The following is a 17,489-nucleotide window of genomic DNA, read 5'->3' on the forward strand; positions in this document are numbered from 1 at the left end:
GGGCCGCGTACAGCAGCTCTCGTTCAGCCCTTCCTGCGGCGGCCGGCCAGCCACAGGACGGTGACGCCCGCCGCGGCGAGCAGCAGCACGGCGCGGTGCTCCCGCGTCAGCTGCACGGATCGTGCCACCTGCTGTCGCAGAGGCTCGGGCGCCTTCTCTTCCCACATCCGTCCCACCTGGGCTGTCGCGGCGCGGGCTTGTCCGGCGGCCTGGGCGGCCTTCTCCTTGACCGGGCCGGGGAGCTTGTCCTGGACCTGGGAGCTGGCCTTCACCGCCTGCGCCTTCAGCTCACCGGCCGTGACGGCTGCCTGCTCCTTCAGCCGGCCGGCCTTTTGCTGGGCGCGGGCCTTGACGTCGGTCTTGTCCGCGAGGGCCTGGACCGTCTCTCCGAGTTCGCGGCGGGTGTGCTCGATCTGCTCGCGGAGCTCGGCGGGAGTAGGGGTGCTGTGCTGGTCGGGGGGTGTGTGGGTCATCGGTGTGCGCTCCTCTTGATCTCAGCCACATCGGCCTTGACGTTTTCGATCGTGCTCTGGGGTGTCGGCGGGGATGCCTTGCCAACCTGCTTCTTGCCTCTGAGAGCCAGGACCGCGGCGATCGCGCCGAGGACGGCGGTGACGATGAGGGCAGCCGCCCACACCGGCAGCAGCAAGGCCACGGCCGCGATCACGCTCGCCACCAGCGCTTGAAGCATCAGGAAACCGGCCAGCGAAGCCCCGCCGAACAGGCCGCCGCTCTTGCCGTAGCGCTTGCCCTTCTCCTTCATCTCGGCCTGCGCCAGCTTCATCTCGCCGCGGACCAACTCAGTCAGCTGCTGAGAGGCCTGCTGGACCAGCTCGCCCACCGGCTCGTGCCCGACGTCGTGCGCAAGCGGGCCCTGCGGTTGTGTACTCGACACGCGATTCCCTCCTGCTCTTTGTCGTTCCTGCCCTTCGGGCCGCGCCATGGCGGCCGGCCCGGCCTTCGGCGAGAAGCCGAGTACCCCGAACCGGGCAGTTCAGGAGGGAAACACTGGTGAGCAGCGGATGCGCCGCGGGACGTTGTGTGGCCACTACAGCAAGCGCCCCAGCAGATGCGGGACATGCCGGGTAAGCCAGGCACCCAGCCCGATCAAGGCACCGACGAGGACATCGGTGGGGTAGTGGGCTCCCGACTGCGCGCTCGACGGCCAGCAGAGCGGCCGGCACCGCGCAGGCGGCAGCGGCCGGCGGCCGGACGGGAGCGACGGCGGCGACGAAGGCGACCGCGGCCGCGGTGTGGTCCGAAGGGAAAGGGGAGGAGTCAGGCCGGCCCTCAACCTCGTTGTGATTGATCCACTGCCCGGGCGGGCGGGGCCGGTCGACCAGCTGCTTACCCACCCCGTTGGAGACCAACTGCGCGACAGCGAGCGCCGCAAGCCCCAGCACGGCTGATCTGCGCCCGCGCCGCCCACCGAACGCCGCAAGCCCCAGCACGGCTGATCTGCGCCCGCGCCGCCCACCGAACGCCGCCATGACGGCGGCTGCACCGCACCACGTCCTGCTGCTCTCCGCTGTCTCCTCCACCGCGGACAGCAGCCGGCCGATGCCGGGCGGGATACGGCCGGCCGCCCGCTGTGTCAGCCGCCGCTCTGCTTTGCGGACATCCGCCGTCAGTTCATGAGCGGCAGGTATCCCCGGGCGTCGGGTGCACACCCGGTTGCATATCGCTGGTAGGCCAGGATTTTTCAGGCCCTGCTGTTTTCGCTGGTGAAGATCGGGCACTCAGGGCGCAGGCCGGTCAGGTGGCCTTCGCCTTTAAGGGACTGGCCGGCTGTAGGTTCCCCCGGTTCGGCCACGTGTGCTGGGGGAGCCGCCCTTTCTTCAGGGAGCGGACAGCGCAGGGAGCGGACAGCGCAGGGGGCGGGTCGGGGCAGGGAACAGAGCCGTGCGCATCCTGCGCCGGGTATTCGTACAGATGGACGATCCGTGGCGGCCGGAGGGGACTGGAAGCCTCATGCTGTCGCACTCGTTGGAGCACGATGTGCTGGCCCTGAGGGTGGACGCTGCTCCAGGAACGGAAGGCACTCTGGCGGCGCTGATCGGCGACTTGGTCCACGTCCATGCTTCGGCGCCAGGTGGTGATCGTTCTCGGCGCGGGGGCGAGTGCAGGTGTGTCGCATGCGGTCGTTGATGCGCACCGCATGTGCCGTCCTGCGGAGGTCCTGGTGTCGGTGGCCACGCCGTCTGCCTCCGCCCGCCGAGTCCTGCAGGCGCAGGCCGCCGCTTCTGGTGCGCCTCTGGTGGTCCACGCTCGTACCGATACAGCCATCACCACCGCGGGTGCCGCCACGGCACAACCATCCGGCGGGCACCCACTGTTGCGGCGCCGAGTGCGCGGGCGCGGTGCCGGGGTCGGCTGTACTTCTCGATCTGGCGGTCGAGCTCGTCGTGGATATCGGAGAACTCCCGCCCGGCGGGGTGTGTGCCGCGGACTGCGCCCGGTTCGTCTAGCCGGGACCCGCTGCGCGGGCGAGGCCGACGGCGGCGGTGAGGCGTTTGCCGTGCAGTGACACTTCTGCGGTGAGGGACTGGTGAGGGCGGTGACGATCTCCAGGCCGTGCTGGCCGATGCGCTTGGGATCGGTCGCCCTGGCCGCCGCCCGCCGCGACGCCGTCACGGCCGACGGGTGGATCCGCCTGGCCGTCTTGACCGAGCCGGTCCAGCGCGTCCTGGAGATCGTAGGCCTCGACACGATCATCGCCTGCCATCCCACCCTCGCCCAGGCCCTCACACCCTGACCATGCGCGGGTGTACATGCCGACATGCCGCGCCGACCTCAGTCAGCAGTACCCGACCCTGCGACCGGCTCTCTGTGCAGCTGTGGGACGCTCCGCAGGACGGCGGCCGCGACGGGAAAGGCCGGCGGATCTCGGACCGGGCGGCAGCGAGAAGCGACGCCAGGTATCCCGCGTCGATAGCGATGGCGCTGCCGCTCACGGACCCGTCAGCAGCCACGCGAAGCAAGTAGCCCGGCCCCGCAGATGGTACGGAGCCGGACTACAGCCGAGGGCCCGAGACAGGGCGCGGGTCGGGCCCTGTGATCACGCGCATCCGAGGGTGAAGCCGGAATGCCTGCGCGCGATGTCTCTTGTAACGATCTTCGTCGTTGACGGACACGCCAGCTTGCGTCGGCGTGCGCGTTCCAGGGCTGATGCTCGCGGTGCGTGGCGTACGGCGGCAGGTCAGGCTCTGTGTATGAAAGAGCGTTCCGTGATCGTGTACCCGCCTGTGAAGCACGAGGGGCGGAAGGTGGAGGTGGACGGCGTGCGGGTAGGCCAGGCGTGCGGTCTGCGGGATCTCACTGAGGTGCTGCAGCGGGCCGGCTGGGAGGGCCTGGATGAGGTCGACATGCTCGACTTGCCGGCAATCGAGTGGCATGGCGGCGGCCCTGAAGCGTGGTCTACGCGCGGCTGATTGCTCAGTTGCAGGAGGGCCGAGGGTCCGTGCGGATGCGCCAGGGCCAGGATTTTGTCGGCGGCAGGGTCGGCCACGTGTGACGGCAGCGCGCTGCATGAGCGGCTGCGCCTGGAGAGGGCCCGCGCCGGGGACGCTGCCTCGCATCGGCCGTCCAACCGTCGGCCAGACGCACTGCCACCAGCACGCGGTCCTCGGCGACGCCCGGCTGGGGCCCGACCGAGGGAGTGAGCAACGCAAAGGCCAATGCTTCGGGCGCCTGTTCGGTGACGTGATGCCCGGAGCGTGGCCGCGGACGTTGCCGGCCCACCGTGCTCCAGATCATGCGGGGACCTTTGTACGGTGCCCAGTGGCCGACGAAGGACGACTGTACGGCGTCCTGCCGATCACGGGAGGGCGGGGCACACAGATGCGTGAGGCGAGTGTCAGGGGCAAGACTGCAGGCATGACGACCACCCTCGGCGCCTTCGTTCTCGGTACTCCCGATCCTCCCGCGCCGGCCGACTTCTACCGGGCCTTGCTCGGCTGGCAGGAAGTCGAGCGCAAGCCGGAATGGGTCCGCTTGAAGGCCCCACATCAGGAACGCCCCGGCCTCAGCTTCCAGCTGGAGACCGCCCCACCCAGGGGTTAGGCGTGGAAGAGGGCGAAGGAGGCGAGGAAGCCGCTGACCGTGATCAGCCCGATGGCCGGGTGGGCGTCGTCAAACGCTTCGGGGACCATCGTGTCGGCGATCAAGGGAGGATCGCCCCGGCCGCCGACGCGGTCACCGCGGCGATCACGGCGGGTGAGATGCGGCGGCCGGGAGGTTGGCTGATCATGAGCTCATGCCTGGGTTTCGTGTGGTCGTCTCTCCGCCGTCCCCGACCGGGGGCCGGCGGGTCCGGGTGGATGGGGAGATCCTCGGGCTGGCGTACTCGGTGCGGGACCTGGTGGAGTTTCTGCGTCGGGTGGGGCTGGAGATGGAGCCGGCCGAGGTGATCGAGTCTTCGATCATCGACTGGCACGGGGTCGGGCCGGACCGGTGGGGTCCCGATCCGTCGTAAGTGGCGTCAGGCTGTTGCGTGGGTACCGTCGCAGGTGACGGCGGCACCTGCGGTGCAGGGTGTGCTCGTCGCTGAACGCCGCGTGCTCGTACGCTGGAACGTGGGCCGGCGGTACGGAACGGCGCTCGGCATCAAGGGTTTGAGTCTGTGGAAAGCGCTGGTCACCGGGTTTGCTCGGCGGACGTGATTACAGTTTCGGCCAGGACCTGTACAGGCGCTGTCACGCGGTGGAATCAACGGCCGCAATCAGCGCAGGGCCGTGGTGACTGAGTACCGGGCACGACGGTGGAGGTCGGGTCAATGCCGGGATTGGTGCCCGTCGGTGTCGTCGTCAGGTGTCTGCCAGGAATCCTGCCGGGGTGCCGTCTGTGGATTTGGCGCTGCCGGCCTGGCGCCGGGATTCTTTCGGTGTGCTGCGCGTCGGCTGCCGTACCAGAACGCGCGGATCAGAAGGGCAGCCACCACGACACCGGCGACGATCAGGAAGAGCGACGACGAGCCGTCGGCCGCGAGGACTTGAGAGGCGATCATGGTGGCCGTGTACCCCAGACCTTGTAGCGTCTCGCGGGAAAAATGCAGGTCTGTCATCAGCCGCACCAGGGCTCGCCGGTCCTGCGAGATGTCCGTCTCCAGGGCCCGCAGTTCCTGGCCGTAGGGCGAATCGCCGTGCTCCTGGACCATGCGGTGCACCAGCCCGGCACCGACCGTCGCACCCGCCAGATGATCATTGAGATAGATGCCGAGGATTTTCTGCCGGCCAGTGCCCTCGCTGGAGCTTCGTAGGGGAGCGCTCACGGTGTTCTCGGCGTTCTGACAACCTCGTGGGGGTGAGCGAGTGCCCTCGCTGAGGTTGTCAACCGCTCTATGCGCACCCCTGCCCTGCCGTCGACGGATGCCGCAGCCGCACGCATCGTGGACGTGGGTGACGGCCACCACCGGCGCTACCACGGCGGAGTCGGCCGTAGTGGGACCCGTGCCCAGGCGCGCAGAGTGTCGACCGCCGCTGAGGTTTCCTGGTCCTGTCAGGCTGTCGGCAGAGGGGTGCACCGCGCGGACCGCTCTTGCTGCCATGCGGTCTTGATGTACTCGGCGAGCCGGTCTTCGAGCAGGAGGGTGGTTGCGCAACCGAAACCGACGCCGACGACGCCCCCAGCCCCCGCAAGACCCGACTGCTCGTACTTGCGCACCCAGGAGTGCACCGAATGCCTCGACACCGCATACCAGGCAGCGACTTGAGTGACCGCGACCCCCGCGACCACGCTCAACTCCACCAGCATGGCAGAGGTCCGGCGGATGTCGTTCGAGATCGCGTACAGGTGCCGAGCGTGGGTCAGCGGCGGCGCAGCAGCATGACGACAGCGATGATGACGATGATGAGAACGACGGTACCCAGGCCTATGTACACGGGTTTCTCTTTCCCTCGGGGAAGCGGCGCCCATTGGTGCCGCCCAGACCGAGTTCCCCGGTCTGGGCTTTTCAGCCGAGGGCGGCCAAGCCGGTTCCTCCGGGCCGTGTCCGGCCGTCGCTGTCCTCCCCGGTTCCCCCGGCTCGAAGGGCGGGCGCCGGACGCTGGTGTGGGGCGGCGAGGACTGGAAACTGAGCGCTCCGATCCCCACGGCGACGAGCTGTACCGCGCCAGGGAAGGCGTAGAACGCCGGCCTCGTCTCGGTCTTCGATGATCTTCGCGAGGTCTGCCACCGCGTCCCGTAGATGCGGGCGAAGGCCTCGATCGCCTTCTTGGCCTGGGCGCGGTCCTCGGCGTCGTAGACCTCCTGTAGCGCCTTTGTCGCTCCGTGCCGTGTGGAACGCTGGGTCGTGGAGCGCGCCTTCGCCCGCCTGCGCTGGTTCCGGCGCCTGCGAGTCCGCTGGGAGATCCGCGACGACAGACGGCCATCTCCGGATGTTCCTGTGACCTTGCGACCGACGTCTGCCCTGGGCGTTCTGTCCCTCCTGGGACGGGTGATCTGAGGGAGCGGAGCGTGAACGGTTGTGACCGTTCCTGCCTGTCGGCAGCAGACGCTGCGGCAGGTGACGGGATCATCGGCAGGTGATCGCGGGGGCCGGCCCTAGACCGCGCCCGCCCCGATCTTCGGGAAGCAGATGGGCGGCGTTCGGCAGCCAGGCCATGACCAGGGGGCGCAAGCACGGGGAGCTCCTGGGCAGGCTGCGTGCTTGTCGTCGATGAACGAATATGGAGGTACAGAGACTGGCCGGTCCTGCGGTATCCGCCCCTCAGGGCGCATACCGCCGTAGTGCGCCGAGGACTGCGCGCGGAGGGAGTTCGCCGTGGACTCGTCTGCCGCCTCCGGCCCGTCAGAGCATGGCAGGCACAGGCTGCACCGCTCTTCGGGCCATGTCGAACGAGCGGAGGACGAGCGGCCGCCGCGACCTCTCGGGATGCGAAGCCGTCGCCTGCGCCTTTGCGGAGCGTCCCTGCTCCTCCTCCTGGCTGTTCTGATGGCGCCCATCAGCGTCGTCGCCACCTGGGCAAATTCCGAGGTCACCGACATAGATCGGTATGAGCAGACCGTCTCACCCCTCGCCAGAGACCCCGCTGTCCAGGACCTGATCATCGAGCGCGCCACTGATGGTCTGGTCCACAAGATTGATGCTCGCAAGATCACCGAAACGCTCGCCGACACTCTGGCCGACCAGGACGCACCCCGTTTCCTGGTCGACGCGGCCAGGTCGTTGGATGAAGAGCTCAAGGGCGGGCTGAGGGCCGGCGTGCGCTACACGGTCGCCAGAGTGGTGACGAGCGATGCTTTTGCCAAGGCGTGGGACAGCATCCACCGCGGCGCGCACACCCTCGCGACGAACGTTCTCACCGGGGAGGCAGGCGGAGCGCTCGAGGTCAAGGGCGACACCATCACGCTGAACGTCGGCGCTGTCATCGAGGAACTTCAGAAGCAGGTGATCGGCGTGACCCTTGTCGGGGCGGAAGACATTCCCGGGGCTGACAAGTCGATCGTGCTGGTGCACAACGACCATCTGAGTGAGGCCCGTGATGCTGCCCGCTGGCTCAGCGCCGTCGCCCCGTGGTTGCCCTGGGCGGTGGTTGTGCTCGCCGGACTGGGCATCTGGGCGGCACCCTCACACCGGATTGCGCTGATGGCCACGGGCATCGGTATCGGCGCCATGATGTGCGTGCTGCTCATCGCGCTCGCCGTGATCCGCCAGATCTGTCTGGACGCGGTGCCTCCGGCAGCCCAGTCGCAGGACGCAGCAGCAGCCCTCTACGACACCCTGGTGAGGTTCCTCCGGCAAACCATTCTCACCGTGCTCCTCACCGCACTGCTCGCCGTGATCGCCGGGTATCTGTACGGACACGGCCGTGGTGCCGCCGCCGTGCGCACAGCAGCCGCCCGAAGCACCCGGACTGCCGGACACGCCCTCGCCCAAACGGGACTGAAGCCAGGCGCCGTCGGACAGTGGCTGCGCATGCACAGGCCCCTGACCACGGGCGTCGTCATCGCGGCCGGTGCCCTGGCCCTCGTCCTGTGGCGCTACCCCACGCCCGCCTCCGTGGTCCTTGTGCTCCTGGTCGTAGTGGTCGTCCTGGCGACCCTGGAGGTCCTGGCCGCTGCTGACGCTGCGGATCAACGCTTATCCGGTGAGGGCGGCCCTGGCTTGCCACTGAGAGTCGCAGGGCCCTGAACCGGCCGATTGCCGCCCCTGACGAAGCACGAGCAACTTCTCTGTCAGTTCAGCGTGTTGAACGAGCTTGGCCTTGGATCCCGAGCCCGCCAGGGGAGCCCAGAGACGCCGTGAGCCCTTTGGTGGGCGATGTTTGCTGACGTGACGGCGGGGCATACGCGAATCAGTGCTTCGGACCGGAGGCGCACGCCGAGCAGGGGATCACCCCGCCTGCTGCGATTTCCTCTGGCCATGCAGATCCCCACACGGCGAACCCTGGCAGCCCGTTCTTGCCGTGCTCGGGCGATCCGCTCCGCGTACGGCAGGAGCCCGGCTATCGGCCCAGATCAACGAGGAGGCGAGTCGGATGCGGGAGCTGTTTGCCTCCGGCCACGACCGAAAGGGTGACCCGGACTCCGAGCAGTCGACCACCACGACCATCCCGCGCACCGCGGCCACCGCACATGAGGCGGGGGTGCTGCCAGAGCGACCGGGCACGCCGCGAAACCCCGGCGCGAACACGGTGAGAGAGCAGGCAGTGGGCATTGTGATGGCACTCGGACGCCTGCCCGCCGACCAGGCGCGGACCGTGCTGACGGAAGTCTCCCAGCGCACCGGCGTCACGCTGCTCCGCATCGCCGGACTCCTCACCGTCTGGGTCTCCTGCGGCGAACTCAACCTTGGTATCCGCATCGCCCTCGAGGAAGCGATCCGTGCCCAGCGCCGCACTGCCCAGCCGGCCGGTCGAGCGACCGACTGAGCACCCTGGAGCACCGGACGAAGGTGCGCCGACCGACCGCTGCCCGAACCTGTGCCCACGCAGCGCGGTGAAGCAGGAACCCAGTTGCGGTACGGCGCTGTGTCGGAGGACCAGCAGACGGTTGAAGAACGAAAAGGAGGACTGCGGCCAGTGCCCGGTCAAGTCCAGTTGCACCCGCAGCGACCGGCGGACACCGGCCTTCCTGCCGCAGCAACTCTACGAACGGCAGGCCGCCGTCCGGGCCGCGCAGCAGACCAGTCCCTGGCAGGCGAACTACGCGATGCGGGCCGGCATCGAGAGTAGCTGCGTATCGGGCGATGGAAGCGGTGCTTGAATGCTGGCCCTGACGGCGAATCCCAGCCCACTGCCCTGCTCCGCAGGAGTCCGTTTCCTCCCCGCCCTGAAGGCCGGGGTATCCACGGAGGAATTCCGATGCGGCTTCTTGCCGGCGGCTCCCGGCGCCCTCACGGGCGCTCTGTCGGCTTCGTTGCTTCGGCGGCGCGGCGGTGTCCGGCGTTGATGCGCTGGGCTTCTTCGAGTTGGTCTTCAAGGACGACGATGCGGCAGGCGGCTTCGATCGGGGTGCCGTTGTCGACGAGTTCCCGGGCGCGGGCGGCGATGCGCAGCTGGTAGCGGGAGTAGCGGCGGTGTCCGCCCGCGGAGCGCAGCGGGGTGATCAGGCGGGCGTCGCCGAGGGCGCGGAGGAAGCCCTGCGTGGTGTTGAGCATCTCGGCGGCCCGGCCCATCGTGTAGGCGGGGTAGTCGTCATCGTCGAGTCGGCCGAACGAGTCGTCTGCTGTCATTGCACCTCTTCTTGGAACGCGTCGAGGGGCCCTGGTGCCGTACCGGCACCAGGGCCCCGAAGGAACTGCACACCATCTGCCGGCCCTAGAACTTGGCCGGCCTTCTGTTTCCGCGGATCCGACCGTGATGCTGTCGGGTGCGCGGGGATCGCGGTTGCTTGACCGGAGACCACCTCACTATCGATGTCCTGCGGTACCCGGGCTCAGCCATTCCGCCCGGGCGATCCTGATGGCGCGAGATTCCTCCGTTCTTTCCTCTGATCAACACTTACTCATGGGGACTGCGCACTGCTCTGTACTGCGGGTGATGCGTACTGCTGGTGGCCTGGGGGAGCGCCACGCTTCGGCAGCCAGCCCCGTCGCCCGTCGTGCATCTGCTCTGGCTTGGAACCCCACTGCCGAACTTCCCGGCACGCGCGCCCGCAGCCGACGCCATTTACCGGGGAACTACTGACTCTCACTGCGGGTACTGCCACTGCGGTCCTGCTCACGGCGGCCCCTGATCACTGCGGGCCGCCCGGTCCGGTCGTCAGTCCCGTCGCCGTCCTGCAACAACCCTGGCTTCGCAACTCCACCACCGCACCGCGATGCGCACTGCAACTACGTCCTGCTGCCAGGCAGTTCATCTCTGCCCGGCCCTGCGGTCTTCCTGGCTACGAAAGAAACCATATCCAGGCGATCTCTCAATGTCTACTCCGACCAACATAGATTTCGGTGAGTCCTGTAGTGAGGTAATCCGCTTCGAGTGGCAACGGTGCGCCGCGCTCCGGGCGTCCCTGCGCATCGGTGCCAACGGCGCTCATGGGCGTGCCCCCGGAAGTGGCGGCGGCCCGCGTGCTGTCGGATGCTGGGCTGGAGGAGCGCGCCTGCCAGGCCCCCTCAGCCGGCTTTCCCGGTGCCCTGAACGACACCTCCGCAGCCCAAGGGACGTGGGGGCTACTTGCCGGGGCAAGACCTGCGCAGCCAGGCCGAACCGTATGCCGTCAGCTCCTGGACCGGCTGTGTTGCGTGTTTTGAGCAGAAACTTACGGATACCCAGACGCCTGCTGACGCTCTTCGACGATGTATGCAGGAGGTCCGCGTGATTGTCACGCCCCCCGAGTCGCCTGATCACCTCCGTACCCCGCAACTGCGCACGGCGGATCTGTTCGCCGACTTCGTCGAGCACGAGTCCCCGAGCGTGCCGCTGCCAGGCCGCTCGACGGCCCGCCGATTCGCCGTCCTCATGGCCCTGGGGCGGCGGGACCTGTCGCTTGCACGGCTCGCCGAGGGGCACCTGGACGCTGCGGCGATCCTGCACGAACTGGACCACCACCGCCTGCCCGCCCAAGGGGAGCGGTGGGGAGTGTGGGCGGCGCGCCCACCGGGTCCCGGCACGCACGCGGCACGCACCGATCGGGGGTGGACGCTCAGCGGCGTGAAGCCCTACTGCTCCGGTGCCCACGCCTGCACCCACGCTCTGGTGAGCGCGGACGCCGAGGACGGCTACCGACTGTTCGCCGTCGCGCTGGACCACCCGGGCGCGCAGCCCGTGGAAGGGACGTGGCCGGCGATCGGTATGGCCGGGAGCGACAGCCTGGAGATGTCCTTCACGGAGGTACCCGCGAAGGCCGTCGGCGGGGTGGAGGGCTATCTGGAGCGGCCCGGTTTCCAGTACGGGGGAATCGGTGTGGCGGCCTGCTGGCTGGGCGGTGCCCACGCCGTCGCCGCGCCGTTGTACGAGCGAGGCGCGGTTGGACGGTTGAACGCGCACGCGGCCGCCCACCTCGGAGCGGTGGATGCGCTGCTGCACACGGCCGGCGCGATGCTGCGGCAAGCGGGTGAGGACATCGACGCCGATCCTCTCGACGCACGCGGCGAAGCGCGGGTGCGCAGTCTGCGCGTGCGGGCCCTCGCCGAAAAGGTGTGCACCGAGGTACTGGACCACGTGGGGCGTGCCACGGGTGCCGGGCCTTTGTGCCACGACGAACGGCACGCTCGCGCGGTGGCGGACCTGACGGTCTACCTGCGACAGCACCACGCGGAGGCGGACCTGGCCGAACTCGGCCGCCTGGTGACGGCAGACCCGGCGGAGGCGACACGGTGAGCTCGTTGGAGACCGCTGACGCCGCGAGACTGGCCGCCGCCGCGGCGATCGACTCGCCGGGCACCGACGAGGCGGAGTGGCAGGCGGCGCGACTGCCGGACCATCTGCCCCACCTGGTGCTTCCGACAGGCCCCGTTGTCGTCGTGGCGGCTCACCCGGACGACGAGGTTCTGGGATTCGGCGGTGCCATGGCCACCCTTCTCGACGCCGCTGTGGCAGTCCACACGGTGTGCCTGAGCGACGGGGAGGCATCCCACGGCCCTGCGTCGCAATCGGCCCGGAAACAGTTGGCCGCCCGTCGCCGTGGCGAACTGGCCGCAGCGCTGGGCGAACTCGGAGACCTGCCCGCCCCGGTGCATGCCGCTCTGCCCGACACGGGCCTCGACGAGCACGAGACCCAGGCACAAGCCGTGATCGGCGAGATGCTGGACGCCGTCGGGGCTACGGTGTGTGTGGCGCCGTGGGTGGGCGACCTGCACAGTGACCACGAGGCCGCCGGCCGAGCCGCCGAACGTGCCGGCCATGACCGCTCCACGCCGGTGTGGTTCTACCCCGTGTGGATGTGGCACTGGGCTCGTCCCTGCGACCCCCGTGTGCCGTGGGACCGGGCCCGTGTTCTTCCTCTGGTCCAAACGGCGGCCGACCGTAAGAAGGCAGCGCTGTCACGGTTCACCAGCCAACTGGAGCCCCGCGGCTGCGGCGTCGGGCCGGTATTGCCGGCGCAGGAGATCGCCCACCACACCCGCACCTTCGAGACGGTGCTGCGTTGAACACCCCCGCCCGCTACTTCGACGACCAGTACGCCCGCGCCGCCGACCCCTGGCATCTCGGGGAACGGTGGTACGACCGCCGCAAGTACAACCTCACCGTGGCGGCCCTGCCCCGCCCCCGCTACCTGCGGGCCTTCGAACCGGGCTGCTCGGTGGGCGTACTGAGCGAACTCCTGGCCACCCGATGCGATCAGCTGCTCTCCACCGACCGCGTCGCCGCGGCCGTCGAAGCCGCGACTCGACGCACCTCCGCCTTGGACCACGTCACCGTGAAACGGATGACCGTGCCAGAGCAGTGGCCCCAGGATTCCTTCGATCTGATCGTGCTGTCGGAACTCCTCTACTACTTCGATCCCGGCGCCCGTACACGGCTGCTCGAGCGAAGTGCGGAGAGCCTGGGGGAAGGCGGTCACCTGGTCACGGTGCACTGGAACCACCCGGTGGCCGAGCACACCTGCACAGGCCGCGACATCGCCGACCGCCTGGACACCCTGACAGGCCTGAGCCGCCTCGCCCGCTACGACGATCCGGACTTCACCCTCACCGTCCACGAACACCGGCCAGGTCCGGGCCCGGCGCTCTCCCCGGCCGGCGCGGAAGGTCTGGCGTGACACCCCCAGCCCTCGCTGTCGTCATCCCGGCGCACAACGAGGAACACCGCATTCATGCCTGTATGCGCAGCGTGCACGCGGCCGTAGAGCACGTGGCGGCGATGCCCGTCGTGGTCGTGGTGGCGGCGGATGCCTGCACGGACGCAACAGCGACTGTGGCCGCCCGCGCCGGAGCCCACGTCGTCAATACCCCGAGCCGCAATGTCGGAGCCGCACGGGCGGTCGGCATCGACCACGCCCTGAAGCTGCTGGCAGATGCCGGCCCGGAGGTATGGCTGGCCATGACGGACGCCGACACCACCGTGCCCGCCACGTGGCTCACCCACCAGGTCGCCTGGGCGCGGCGGGGCTACGACGCGGTTCTGGGCACCATCCGCCTCGCCCCCATCACGGCCGGTGCCTTTCATGTGGCCCGTCACGACGCCGACTACTTCCACACCCGTCCGCTCAAGGAGACGGAGCAGATATGGGAGCACCCGCACGTCCACGGAGCCAACCTGGGCGTGTCCGCCGCCGCCTACCTGCGGGTGGGCGGCTTCGCACCCCTGCCTACCGGCGAAGACCGCGACCTCGCGGCCCGGCTGGTCGCGGCCGGCTACCGGATCGCCCGTACCGACCGGCATGCCGTGCACACTGCGGCCCGCCTGCGCGGACGGGCTCCCGGCGGCCTGGCGGATCTCCTCGCCTCCCTGCATCCCGCACCGCGTAGCCCCGATTCCGTTCGTCACCACAACCCTGAACCACTGGGCCCGGTGAAGCCGGTCTGACACCAGGTACCCAAAGACGCGCAGTCCGCCGAGGCGGGAGGGCTGTCCGGTCCGGCGGAGGCCGCGGTGGTTGTGTCCTTGGATCACGGGTACCGGGAGGGGGCAAACCGCACGAGAACAGGAGACATGGCCATGCCTTCCGAGGTCACCCCCCGCTACACCGTCCCGGGCCTCACCGTGCAGGACGCCGGCTCGCTCATCGAGGTGCTCCAGCAGCGCCTGCATACCCTCAACGATCTCCACCTCACCCTCAAGCACGTCCACTGGAACGTGGTGGGCCCGCACTTCATCGCCGTGCACGAGATGCTCGACCCGCAGGTCGACCGCGTTCGCGCCATGGCAGACGACGTCGCCGAGCGCCTCGCCGCCCTGGGAGGCATTGCCCACGGCACCCCGGGCGTGCTGGTCGAAGAGCGAACCTGGAAGGACTACAGCGTCGGCCGCGCCGACGCCATCGCCCACCTCGGCGCGCTCGACCTCGTGTACACCGGACTGATCGAGGACCTGCGCGCCGCGGTCAAGACAGTGGGGGAGATCGACCCGGCCACCGAGGACCTGCTGATCGAGCAACTGCGCGACCTGGAGCAGTTCCAGTGGTTCGTCCGGGCACATCTGGAGACCGCAGGCGGCACGCTCACCACAGCCGACGCCACCACCGAGACGGAAGCCGCCCAACAGGCCATGAACCAGTGACATCGACAGCAGAGGCGGCGTGAACGGACGGCACCCGGATCACACGAGCGGGATCCGGCGCGCAATCGCGGCGTCCACGGCTTCGTGGACCCAGGACGAGACGGACTGCGCGTCGGTGACGTCCAGGGGCACCTGGGGGTCAGAGCGGTCCCGGCCTTGGGTCAAGGCCGGTCTTCCGCTGTGAGACGGCTGGTTTAAAGGACTTGGGCCCCCGGTCGTGTGAGGTCCGGTGGGTAGCCCTTGGCGCGGAGCCAGGCATCAAGGGCGAGAGCGACGATGTCACCGTGAGGGATGTCGGTGTCGGCGTCGCAGCGGCGGCCGGTGGTGCTCATGGGCGCTTGCTCGGGTCGTGGGCCGGTCCGTGGCGGTGCTGGGGCCGCATTCGGGTGCCGGCTTGGTGCAGGAGCCGGTAGACGGTGGCGATGGAGTAGTTGCAGTCCTCGGCGAGGTCCGGGACCGTGGCGCCGGCCTCGTACCGGGCCCGCAGGGACAGCACGAGCTTCTGCCGCTCGGCGGCCCGCGCTGCGGCGCGCATCCGCAGCGTCTGCTGCGTCGTGCGCACGGTGCCGCCGGCCTCGACGAGCAGGCGTCGGGCAACGAGCCTCGTCTCTCCTGCAGCTGAAGCGAGTTCGGTGAGGGTCGCGCCGTGTTCCTCGTACAGGGTGCGAAGCCGGACGGCGAGACGCTGGCGCGCTTGTGGGTCCTGGCGCAGCCGGCGGGTTTGCCAGGAGGTGCGCATCACGGTTCCGGCGTCGTGCAGCCGGTTGAGGACCGTGCCGTAGGACAGGCCGCTGGCGGTGACCAGTTCGTCGACCGTGGCACCGGCCACGTACTGCTCGCGCAGGGTTTCGGGTGTCACCGCCTTGCTCACGTCGGAGGTGACCGGGGGACGGGGTTTCATGCGACGGCCTCCCATTCGCTGAGGGCTTCGGCACGGGCGGCGGCCAGCTCGTCGTAACTTCGCTGCTCGAATGGGGTGATGAGGATCAGGCGGCCGTCGGTGGCAACCCGCCAGTCGGCGGCCGGACGACCCGTGACCGGGTCGAGGACGCGCCCATCCGGGGCGTGCCACGTCGGAGGGATCTCGGCGGGGCCTGGTGCGGGGACCAGGACCTCTCGGCCGTCGCGGACGATCACCACGGCCTTGCTGCGGTGCTCCGCAAGCCGATCCAACGTCTCCCGGTACGCGGTGCGTTGGGCGCGTGCAGGGCCTTGCGCCGGGCGGCGAGGCCCGTGGTGCCGTGTCGCTCGGCCACCGTGTCCCAGCTCTGCGCCGGCACGGCGCCGAGTTCGGTGGCCGGGGCCGGGAGGCTGTTACCGAGGCCTTCCAGTGCACGCGGTGCGAGGGCCCAGGTCTCTCCGGTGCGCTGGACGAGGCTGTGGTCGGCGAGGCGTCGCAGGGTCCGGTAGGCGGTTGCGCGGGACACCGATGAGCTCGCCGATGGTCTGGTGGGGGCGCTGGTGCAGGGCGCTGATGAGCATGAGGGCGGCGCTGCCGAGGCCGTGGTGGGCGAAGGCGTCGTGGCCCATCAGTCGGCCGAGGACGGTGGAGTCGATGTCGGCCGTTGTGGCCGTCTCAGGGGTGGGCCACTCCTCAAGTGCCGGGTCGGGGGGTACTGAGTGGTCCACAAACGAGACAGCACAGCAGGGGCACCGTGGCCGGGGGCGCTGCCGTGGCCGATGTACCAGGTCGAGCCTTCGCGTCCGTGGCCGACTCGCAGGCGCCGCAGCCAGCCCTGGGGCTTGAGGACGCTCTCGTAGACGACCCGCAGCGTCGTGCGGGAGATGCCCGCTTCTTCGGCGGTCTGCCGCGCCGGTGAGGTCTCCCAGCAGAATCAGATCGGCGGCAGCCGACGACAAGTGGGAGAGCCCTCGGGGACCGCGGAGGTGGGTGAGCTGCTGTTGGGGGAGTGGCTGGTGGGTGCTGTCTGACACAGTGGGGTCGTCTCGCAAAGACGTGGACGCCACCCAGGCCCGCTAAAACCACGGGTGGTGTCCGAACCGACCTCCATCGGTGCCGGCGAGGTCTTCAGGACGGCCATCCTGAAGGCCCCGCATGCCTGGCCCCGAGAGGGAGGCAGGCGTCCTCATCGCAGCTCGACCGAGGTCGAAACAGAGCACCGTCAGAGCTGTGCACTCGTGATCAACGCCGGTCAACTCGGGTCTCTCAAAGGTCAGTCACAGAGGTTGTTGCCTCTGACTGCCTCCGAGCTACCCGGGTCGAACCGGGGTCGAATCAGAGCGATTTCCTCTGACTGCCTCCGCTCGCCTCTGTAACCCGTCCTAGCAGGTCACAGCCGGTTCGGCCCCACACAAGCGCAGGTCAGAAAGGTGTGCTAGCTGTACCACTGGTTCCTGGCGAAGGCGGTCATGTGAGGCATGGGGGCCGGCTCTGATGGTGATGGCATCGTTCGGGCAGACATCACCGGGCCGCAATACGGCTTCCGTCTCACGGAAGACGTCCTATGAAATGCCACGTCAGCGGGCTGATGTGTGAGTGCCCTCCCTCCAGGTGGCTGGAGCGACTCGGCCGGATCACCGCCAGGACCCTCGTGCTCGCGGGAGGCCCGCACAGTCATGTTCCCCAGGACGGCGTCGCCGAGCTGGCCCGCCGCATCCCCGGCGGTCGAGTGGTCACCATCCCGGTCGGACACCTGATCCACCACACAGCGCCCGAGGCGTTCACCGAGGCGGTTTCGGCGTTCCTGCAGGAGAACTTCCGTCCTGCCCGCCAACCATGAGCACGGTCACCGGTATTGACGTGGGGAACGCTCGCACGGGTGCGTGCTCGGCAAGCAGGATCCGGACGTTAGTGACGGCCGATGCGCCGTCCCCGGGGGTACCACCGCGTAATGGTCAAGTCGGTAGTAGCAGATGGGCACCGGCCTT

21 protein-coding genes and 2 pseudogenes are annotated in these 17,489 nt (G+C 69.2%); 13 read left to right on the forward strand and 10 right to left on the reverse strand.

Going from position 1 to position 17,489, the window contains the following annotated elements; translation table 11 throughout:
- Window positions 1-23: 23 nt before the first annotated feature.
- The 3 genes from OG485_RS35645 to OG485_RS35655 are packed head-to-tail and all read right to left on the reverse strand — an operon-like array spanning window position 24 to window position 1,490.
- Entirely contained in the window at window positions 24-473 is a 450-nt protein-coding gene (locus tag OG485_RS35645) for a DUF3618 domain-containing protein (protein WP_328672659.1), read from the reverse strand.
- Entirely contained in the window at window positions 470-895 is a 426-nt protein-coding gene (locus OG485_RS35650) for a phage holin family protein (RefSeq protein WP_443048830.1), read from the reverse strand. Before OG485_RS35650 ends, OG485_RS35645 begins: the two co-directional genes overlap by 4 nt.
- The gene (locus OG485_RS35655) at window positions 801-1,490 is read right to left on the reverse strand and encodes a phosphatase PAP2 family protein (RefSeq protein ID WP_328672661.1); all 690 of its coding nucleotides are present in this window, start codon (window positions 1,488-1,490) and stop codon (window positions 801-803) included. Before OG485_RS35655 ends, OG485_RS35650 begins: the two co-directional genes overlap by 95 nt.
- 1,067 nt (window positions 1,491-2,557) lie before the next feature.
- Between OG485_RS35655 and OG485_RS35660 the strand changes: the two genes are divergently transcribed.
- The 3 genes from OG485_RS35660 (at window position 2,558) to OG485_RS35670 (ending at window position 4,062) form a co-directional block, all read left to right on the forward strand.
- On the forward strand, window positions 2,558-2,755 hold the full coding sequence (locus tag OG485_RS35660) for a hypothetical protein (protein WP_328672662.1): 198 nt from the start codon (window positions 2,558-2,560) through the stop codon (window positions 2,753-2,755).
- A 457-nt stretch (window positions 2,756-3,212) separates the two neighbouring features.
- Window positions 3,213-3,431 (forward strand): hypothetical protein, encoded by a 219-nt coding sequence (locus OG485_RS35665; RefSeq protein WP_328672663.1) that lies wholly within the window; start codon window positions 3,213-3,215, stop codon window positions 3,429-3,431.
- 445 nt (window positions 3,432-3,876) lie between these two features.
- Window positions 3,877-4,062 carry a VOC family protein gene (locus tag OG485_RS35670; protein WP_328672664.1) on the forward strand — a complete coding sequence of 62 codons (186 nt, stop codon included), beginning with the start codon at window positions 3,877-3,879 and terminating at the stop codon, window positions 4,060-4,062.
- Here OG485_RS35670 and OG485_RS35675 read toward each other — a convergent pair.
- Window positions 4,059-4,219: pseudogene (locus OG485_RS35675) on the reverse strand (ZIP family zinc transporter); the annotation flags it as partial. The gene OG485_RS35670 and the pseudogene OG485_RS35675 sit on opposite strands and share 4 nt — an antisense overlap.
- Before the next feature lie 36 nt (window positions 4,220-4,255).
- On the opposite strand from OG485_RS35675, the gene OG485_RS35680 reads away from it, so the two are divergent.
- Window positions 4,256-4,474: a hypothetical protein gene (locus OG485_RS35680; protein ID WP_328672665.1), complete on the forward strand. Its 219-nt coding sequence runs from the start codon at window positions 4,256-4,258 to the stop codon at window positions 4,472-4,474.
- Between the two features lie 297 nt (window positions 4,475-4,771).
- Here OG485_RS35680 and OG485_RS35685 read toward each other — a convergent pair whose 3' ends face one another.
- Entirely contained in the window at window positions 4,772-5,269 is a 498-nt protein-coding gene (locus OG485_RS35685) for a DUF6479 family protein (RefSeq protein WP_328672666.1), read from the reverse strand.
- Between the two features lie 359 nt (window positions 5,270-5,628).
- Window positions 5,629-5,751: pseudogene (locus OG485_RS35690) on the reverse strand (helix-turn-helix domain-containing protein); the annotation flags it as partial.
- 1,180 nt (window positions 5,752-6,931) lie between these two features.
- Here OG485_RS35690 and OG485_RS35695 point away from each other — a divergent pair.
- From OG485_RS35695 to OG485_RS35705, 3 genes are all read left to right on the forward strand, one after another.
- A complete protein-coding gene (locus OG485_RS35695) occupies window positions 6,932-8,131 on the forward strand; it encodes a hypothetical protein (protein WP_328672667.1) in 1,200 nt (399 codons plus the stop codon).
- Window positions 8,132-8,477: 346 nt separating this feature from the next.
- The gene (locus OG485_RS35700; protein ID WP_328672668.1) at window positions 8,478-8,870 is read left to right on the forward strand and encodes an ANTAR domain-containing protein; all 393 of its coding nucleotides are present in this window, start codon (window positions 8,478-8,480) and stop codon (window positions 8,868-8,870) included.
- A 121-nt stretch (window positions 8,871-8,991) separates the two neighbouring features.
- Window positions 8,992-9,204 carry a transposase gene (locus OG485_RS35705; RefSeq protein WP_328672669.1) on the forward strand — a complete coding sequence of 71 codons (213 nt, stop codon included), beginning with the start codon at window positions 8,992-8,994 and terminating at the stop codon, window positions 9,202-9,204.
- Window positions 9,205-9,334: 130 nt separating this feature from the next.
- Here OG485_RS35705 and OG485_RS35710 read toward each other — a convergent pair whose 3' ends face one another.
- Window positions 9,335-9,673 (reverse strand): MerR family transcriptional regulator, encoded by a 339-nt coding sequence (locus tag OG485_RS35710; protein ID WP_328672670.1) that lies wholly within the window; start codon window positions 9,671-9,673, stop codon window positions 9,335-9,337.
- Window positions 9,674-10,754: 1,081 nt separating this feature from the next.
- On the opposite strand from OG485_RS35710, the gene OG485_RS35715 reads away from it, so the two are divergent.
- From OG485_RS35715 to OG485_RS35735, 5 genes are all read left to right on the forward strand, one after another.
- Window positions 10,755-11,759 (forward strand): acyl-CoA dehydrogenase, encoded by a 1,005-nt coding sequence (locus tag OG485_RS35715; protein WP_443048831.1) that lies wholly within the window; start codon window positions 10,755-10,757, stop codon window positions 11,757-11,759.
- 5 nt (window positions 11,760-11,764) lie between these two features.
- Window positions 11,765-12,529: a PIG-L deacetylase family protein gene (locus tag OG485_RS35720; protein ID WP_328672671.1), complete on the forward strand. Its 765-nt coding sequence runs from the start codon at window positions 11,765-11,767 to the stop codon at window positions 12,527-12,529.
- On the forward strand, window positions 12,526-13,140 hold the full coding sequence (locus OG485_RS35725; RefSeq protein WP_328672672.1) for an SAM-dependent methyltransferase: 615 nt from the start codon (window positions 12,526-12,528) through the stop codon (window positions 13,138-13,140). The genes OG485_RS35720 and OG485_RS35725 overlap by 4 nt, the downstream gene beginning before the upstream one ends.
- Window positions 13,137-13,907: a glycosyltransferase gene (locus OG485_RS35730; protein WP_328672673.1), complete on the forward strand. Its 771-nt coding sequence runs from the start codon at window positions 13,137-13,139 to the stop codon at window positions 13,905-13,907. Before OG485_RS35725 ends, OG485_RS35730 begins: the two co-directional genes overlap by 4 nt.
- Window positions 13,908-14,039: 132 nt before the next feature.
- Window positions 14,040-14,600, forward strand: a complete 561-nt coding sequence (locus OG485_RS35735) for a Dps family protein (protein WP_328557988.1) — start codon at window positions 14,040-14,042, stop codon at window positions 14,598-14,600.
- A 328-nt stretch (window positions 14,601-14,928) separates the two neighbouring features.
- On the opposite strand, the gene OG485_RS35740 is transcribed toward OG485_RS35735, so the two are convergent.
- Genes OG485_RS35740 through OG485_RS35750 form a run of 3 tightly spaced genes read right to left on the reverse strand, consistent with a single transcriptional unit; the run spans window position 14,929 to window position 16,027 of the window.
- A complete protein-coding gene (locus OG485_RS35740; protein WP_328672674.1) occupies window positions 14,929-15,501 on the reverse strand; it encodes a helix-turn-helix domain-containing protein in 573 nt (190 codons plus the stop codon).
- Window positions 15,498-15,737: a hypothetical protein gene (locus OG485_RS35745; RefSeq protein ID WP_328672675.1), complete on the reverse strand. Its 240-nt coding sequence runs from the start codon at window positions 15,735-15,737 to the stop codon at window positions 15,498-15,500. Before OG485_RS35745 ends, OG485_RS35740 begins: the two co-directional genes overlap by 4 nt.
- On the reverse strand, window positions 15,734-16,027 hold the full coding sequence (locus tag OG485_RS35750) for a hypothetical protein (protein WP_328672676.1): 294 nt from the start codon (window positions 16,025-16,027) through the stop codon (window positions 15,734-15,736). The genes OG485_RS35745 and OG485_RS35750 overlap by 4 nt, the downstream gene beginning before the upstream one ends.
- Window positions 16,028-17,065: 1,038 nt before the next feature.
- On the opposite strand from OG485_RS35750, the gene OG485_RS35755 reads away from it, so the two are divergent.
- A complete protein-coding gene (locus OG485_RS35755; RefSeq protein WP_328672677.1) occupies window positions 17,066-17,341 on the forward strand; it encodes an alpha/beta fold hydrolase in 276 nt (91 codons plus the stop codon).
- The last annotated feature ends 148 nt before the right edge of the window (window positions 17,342-17,489 follow it).

Source organism: Streptomyces sp. NBC_00328 (assembly GCF_036139655.1).
Classification (GTDB): Bacteria; Actinomycetota; Actinomycetes; order Streptomycetales; family Streptomycetaceae; genus Streptomyces.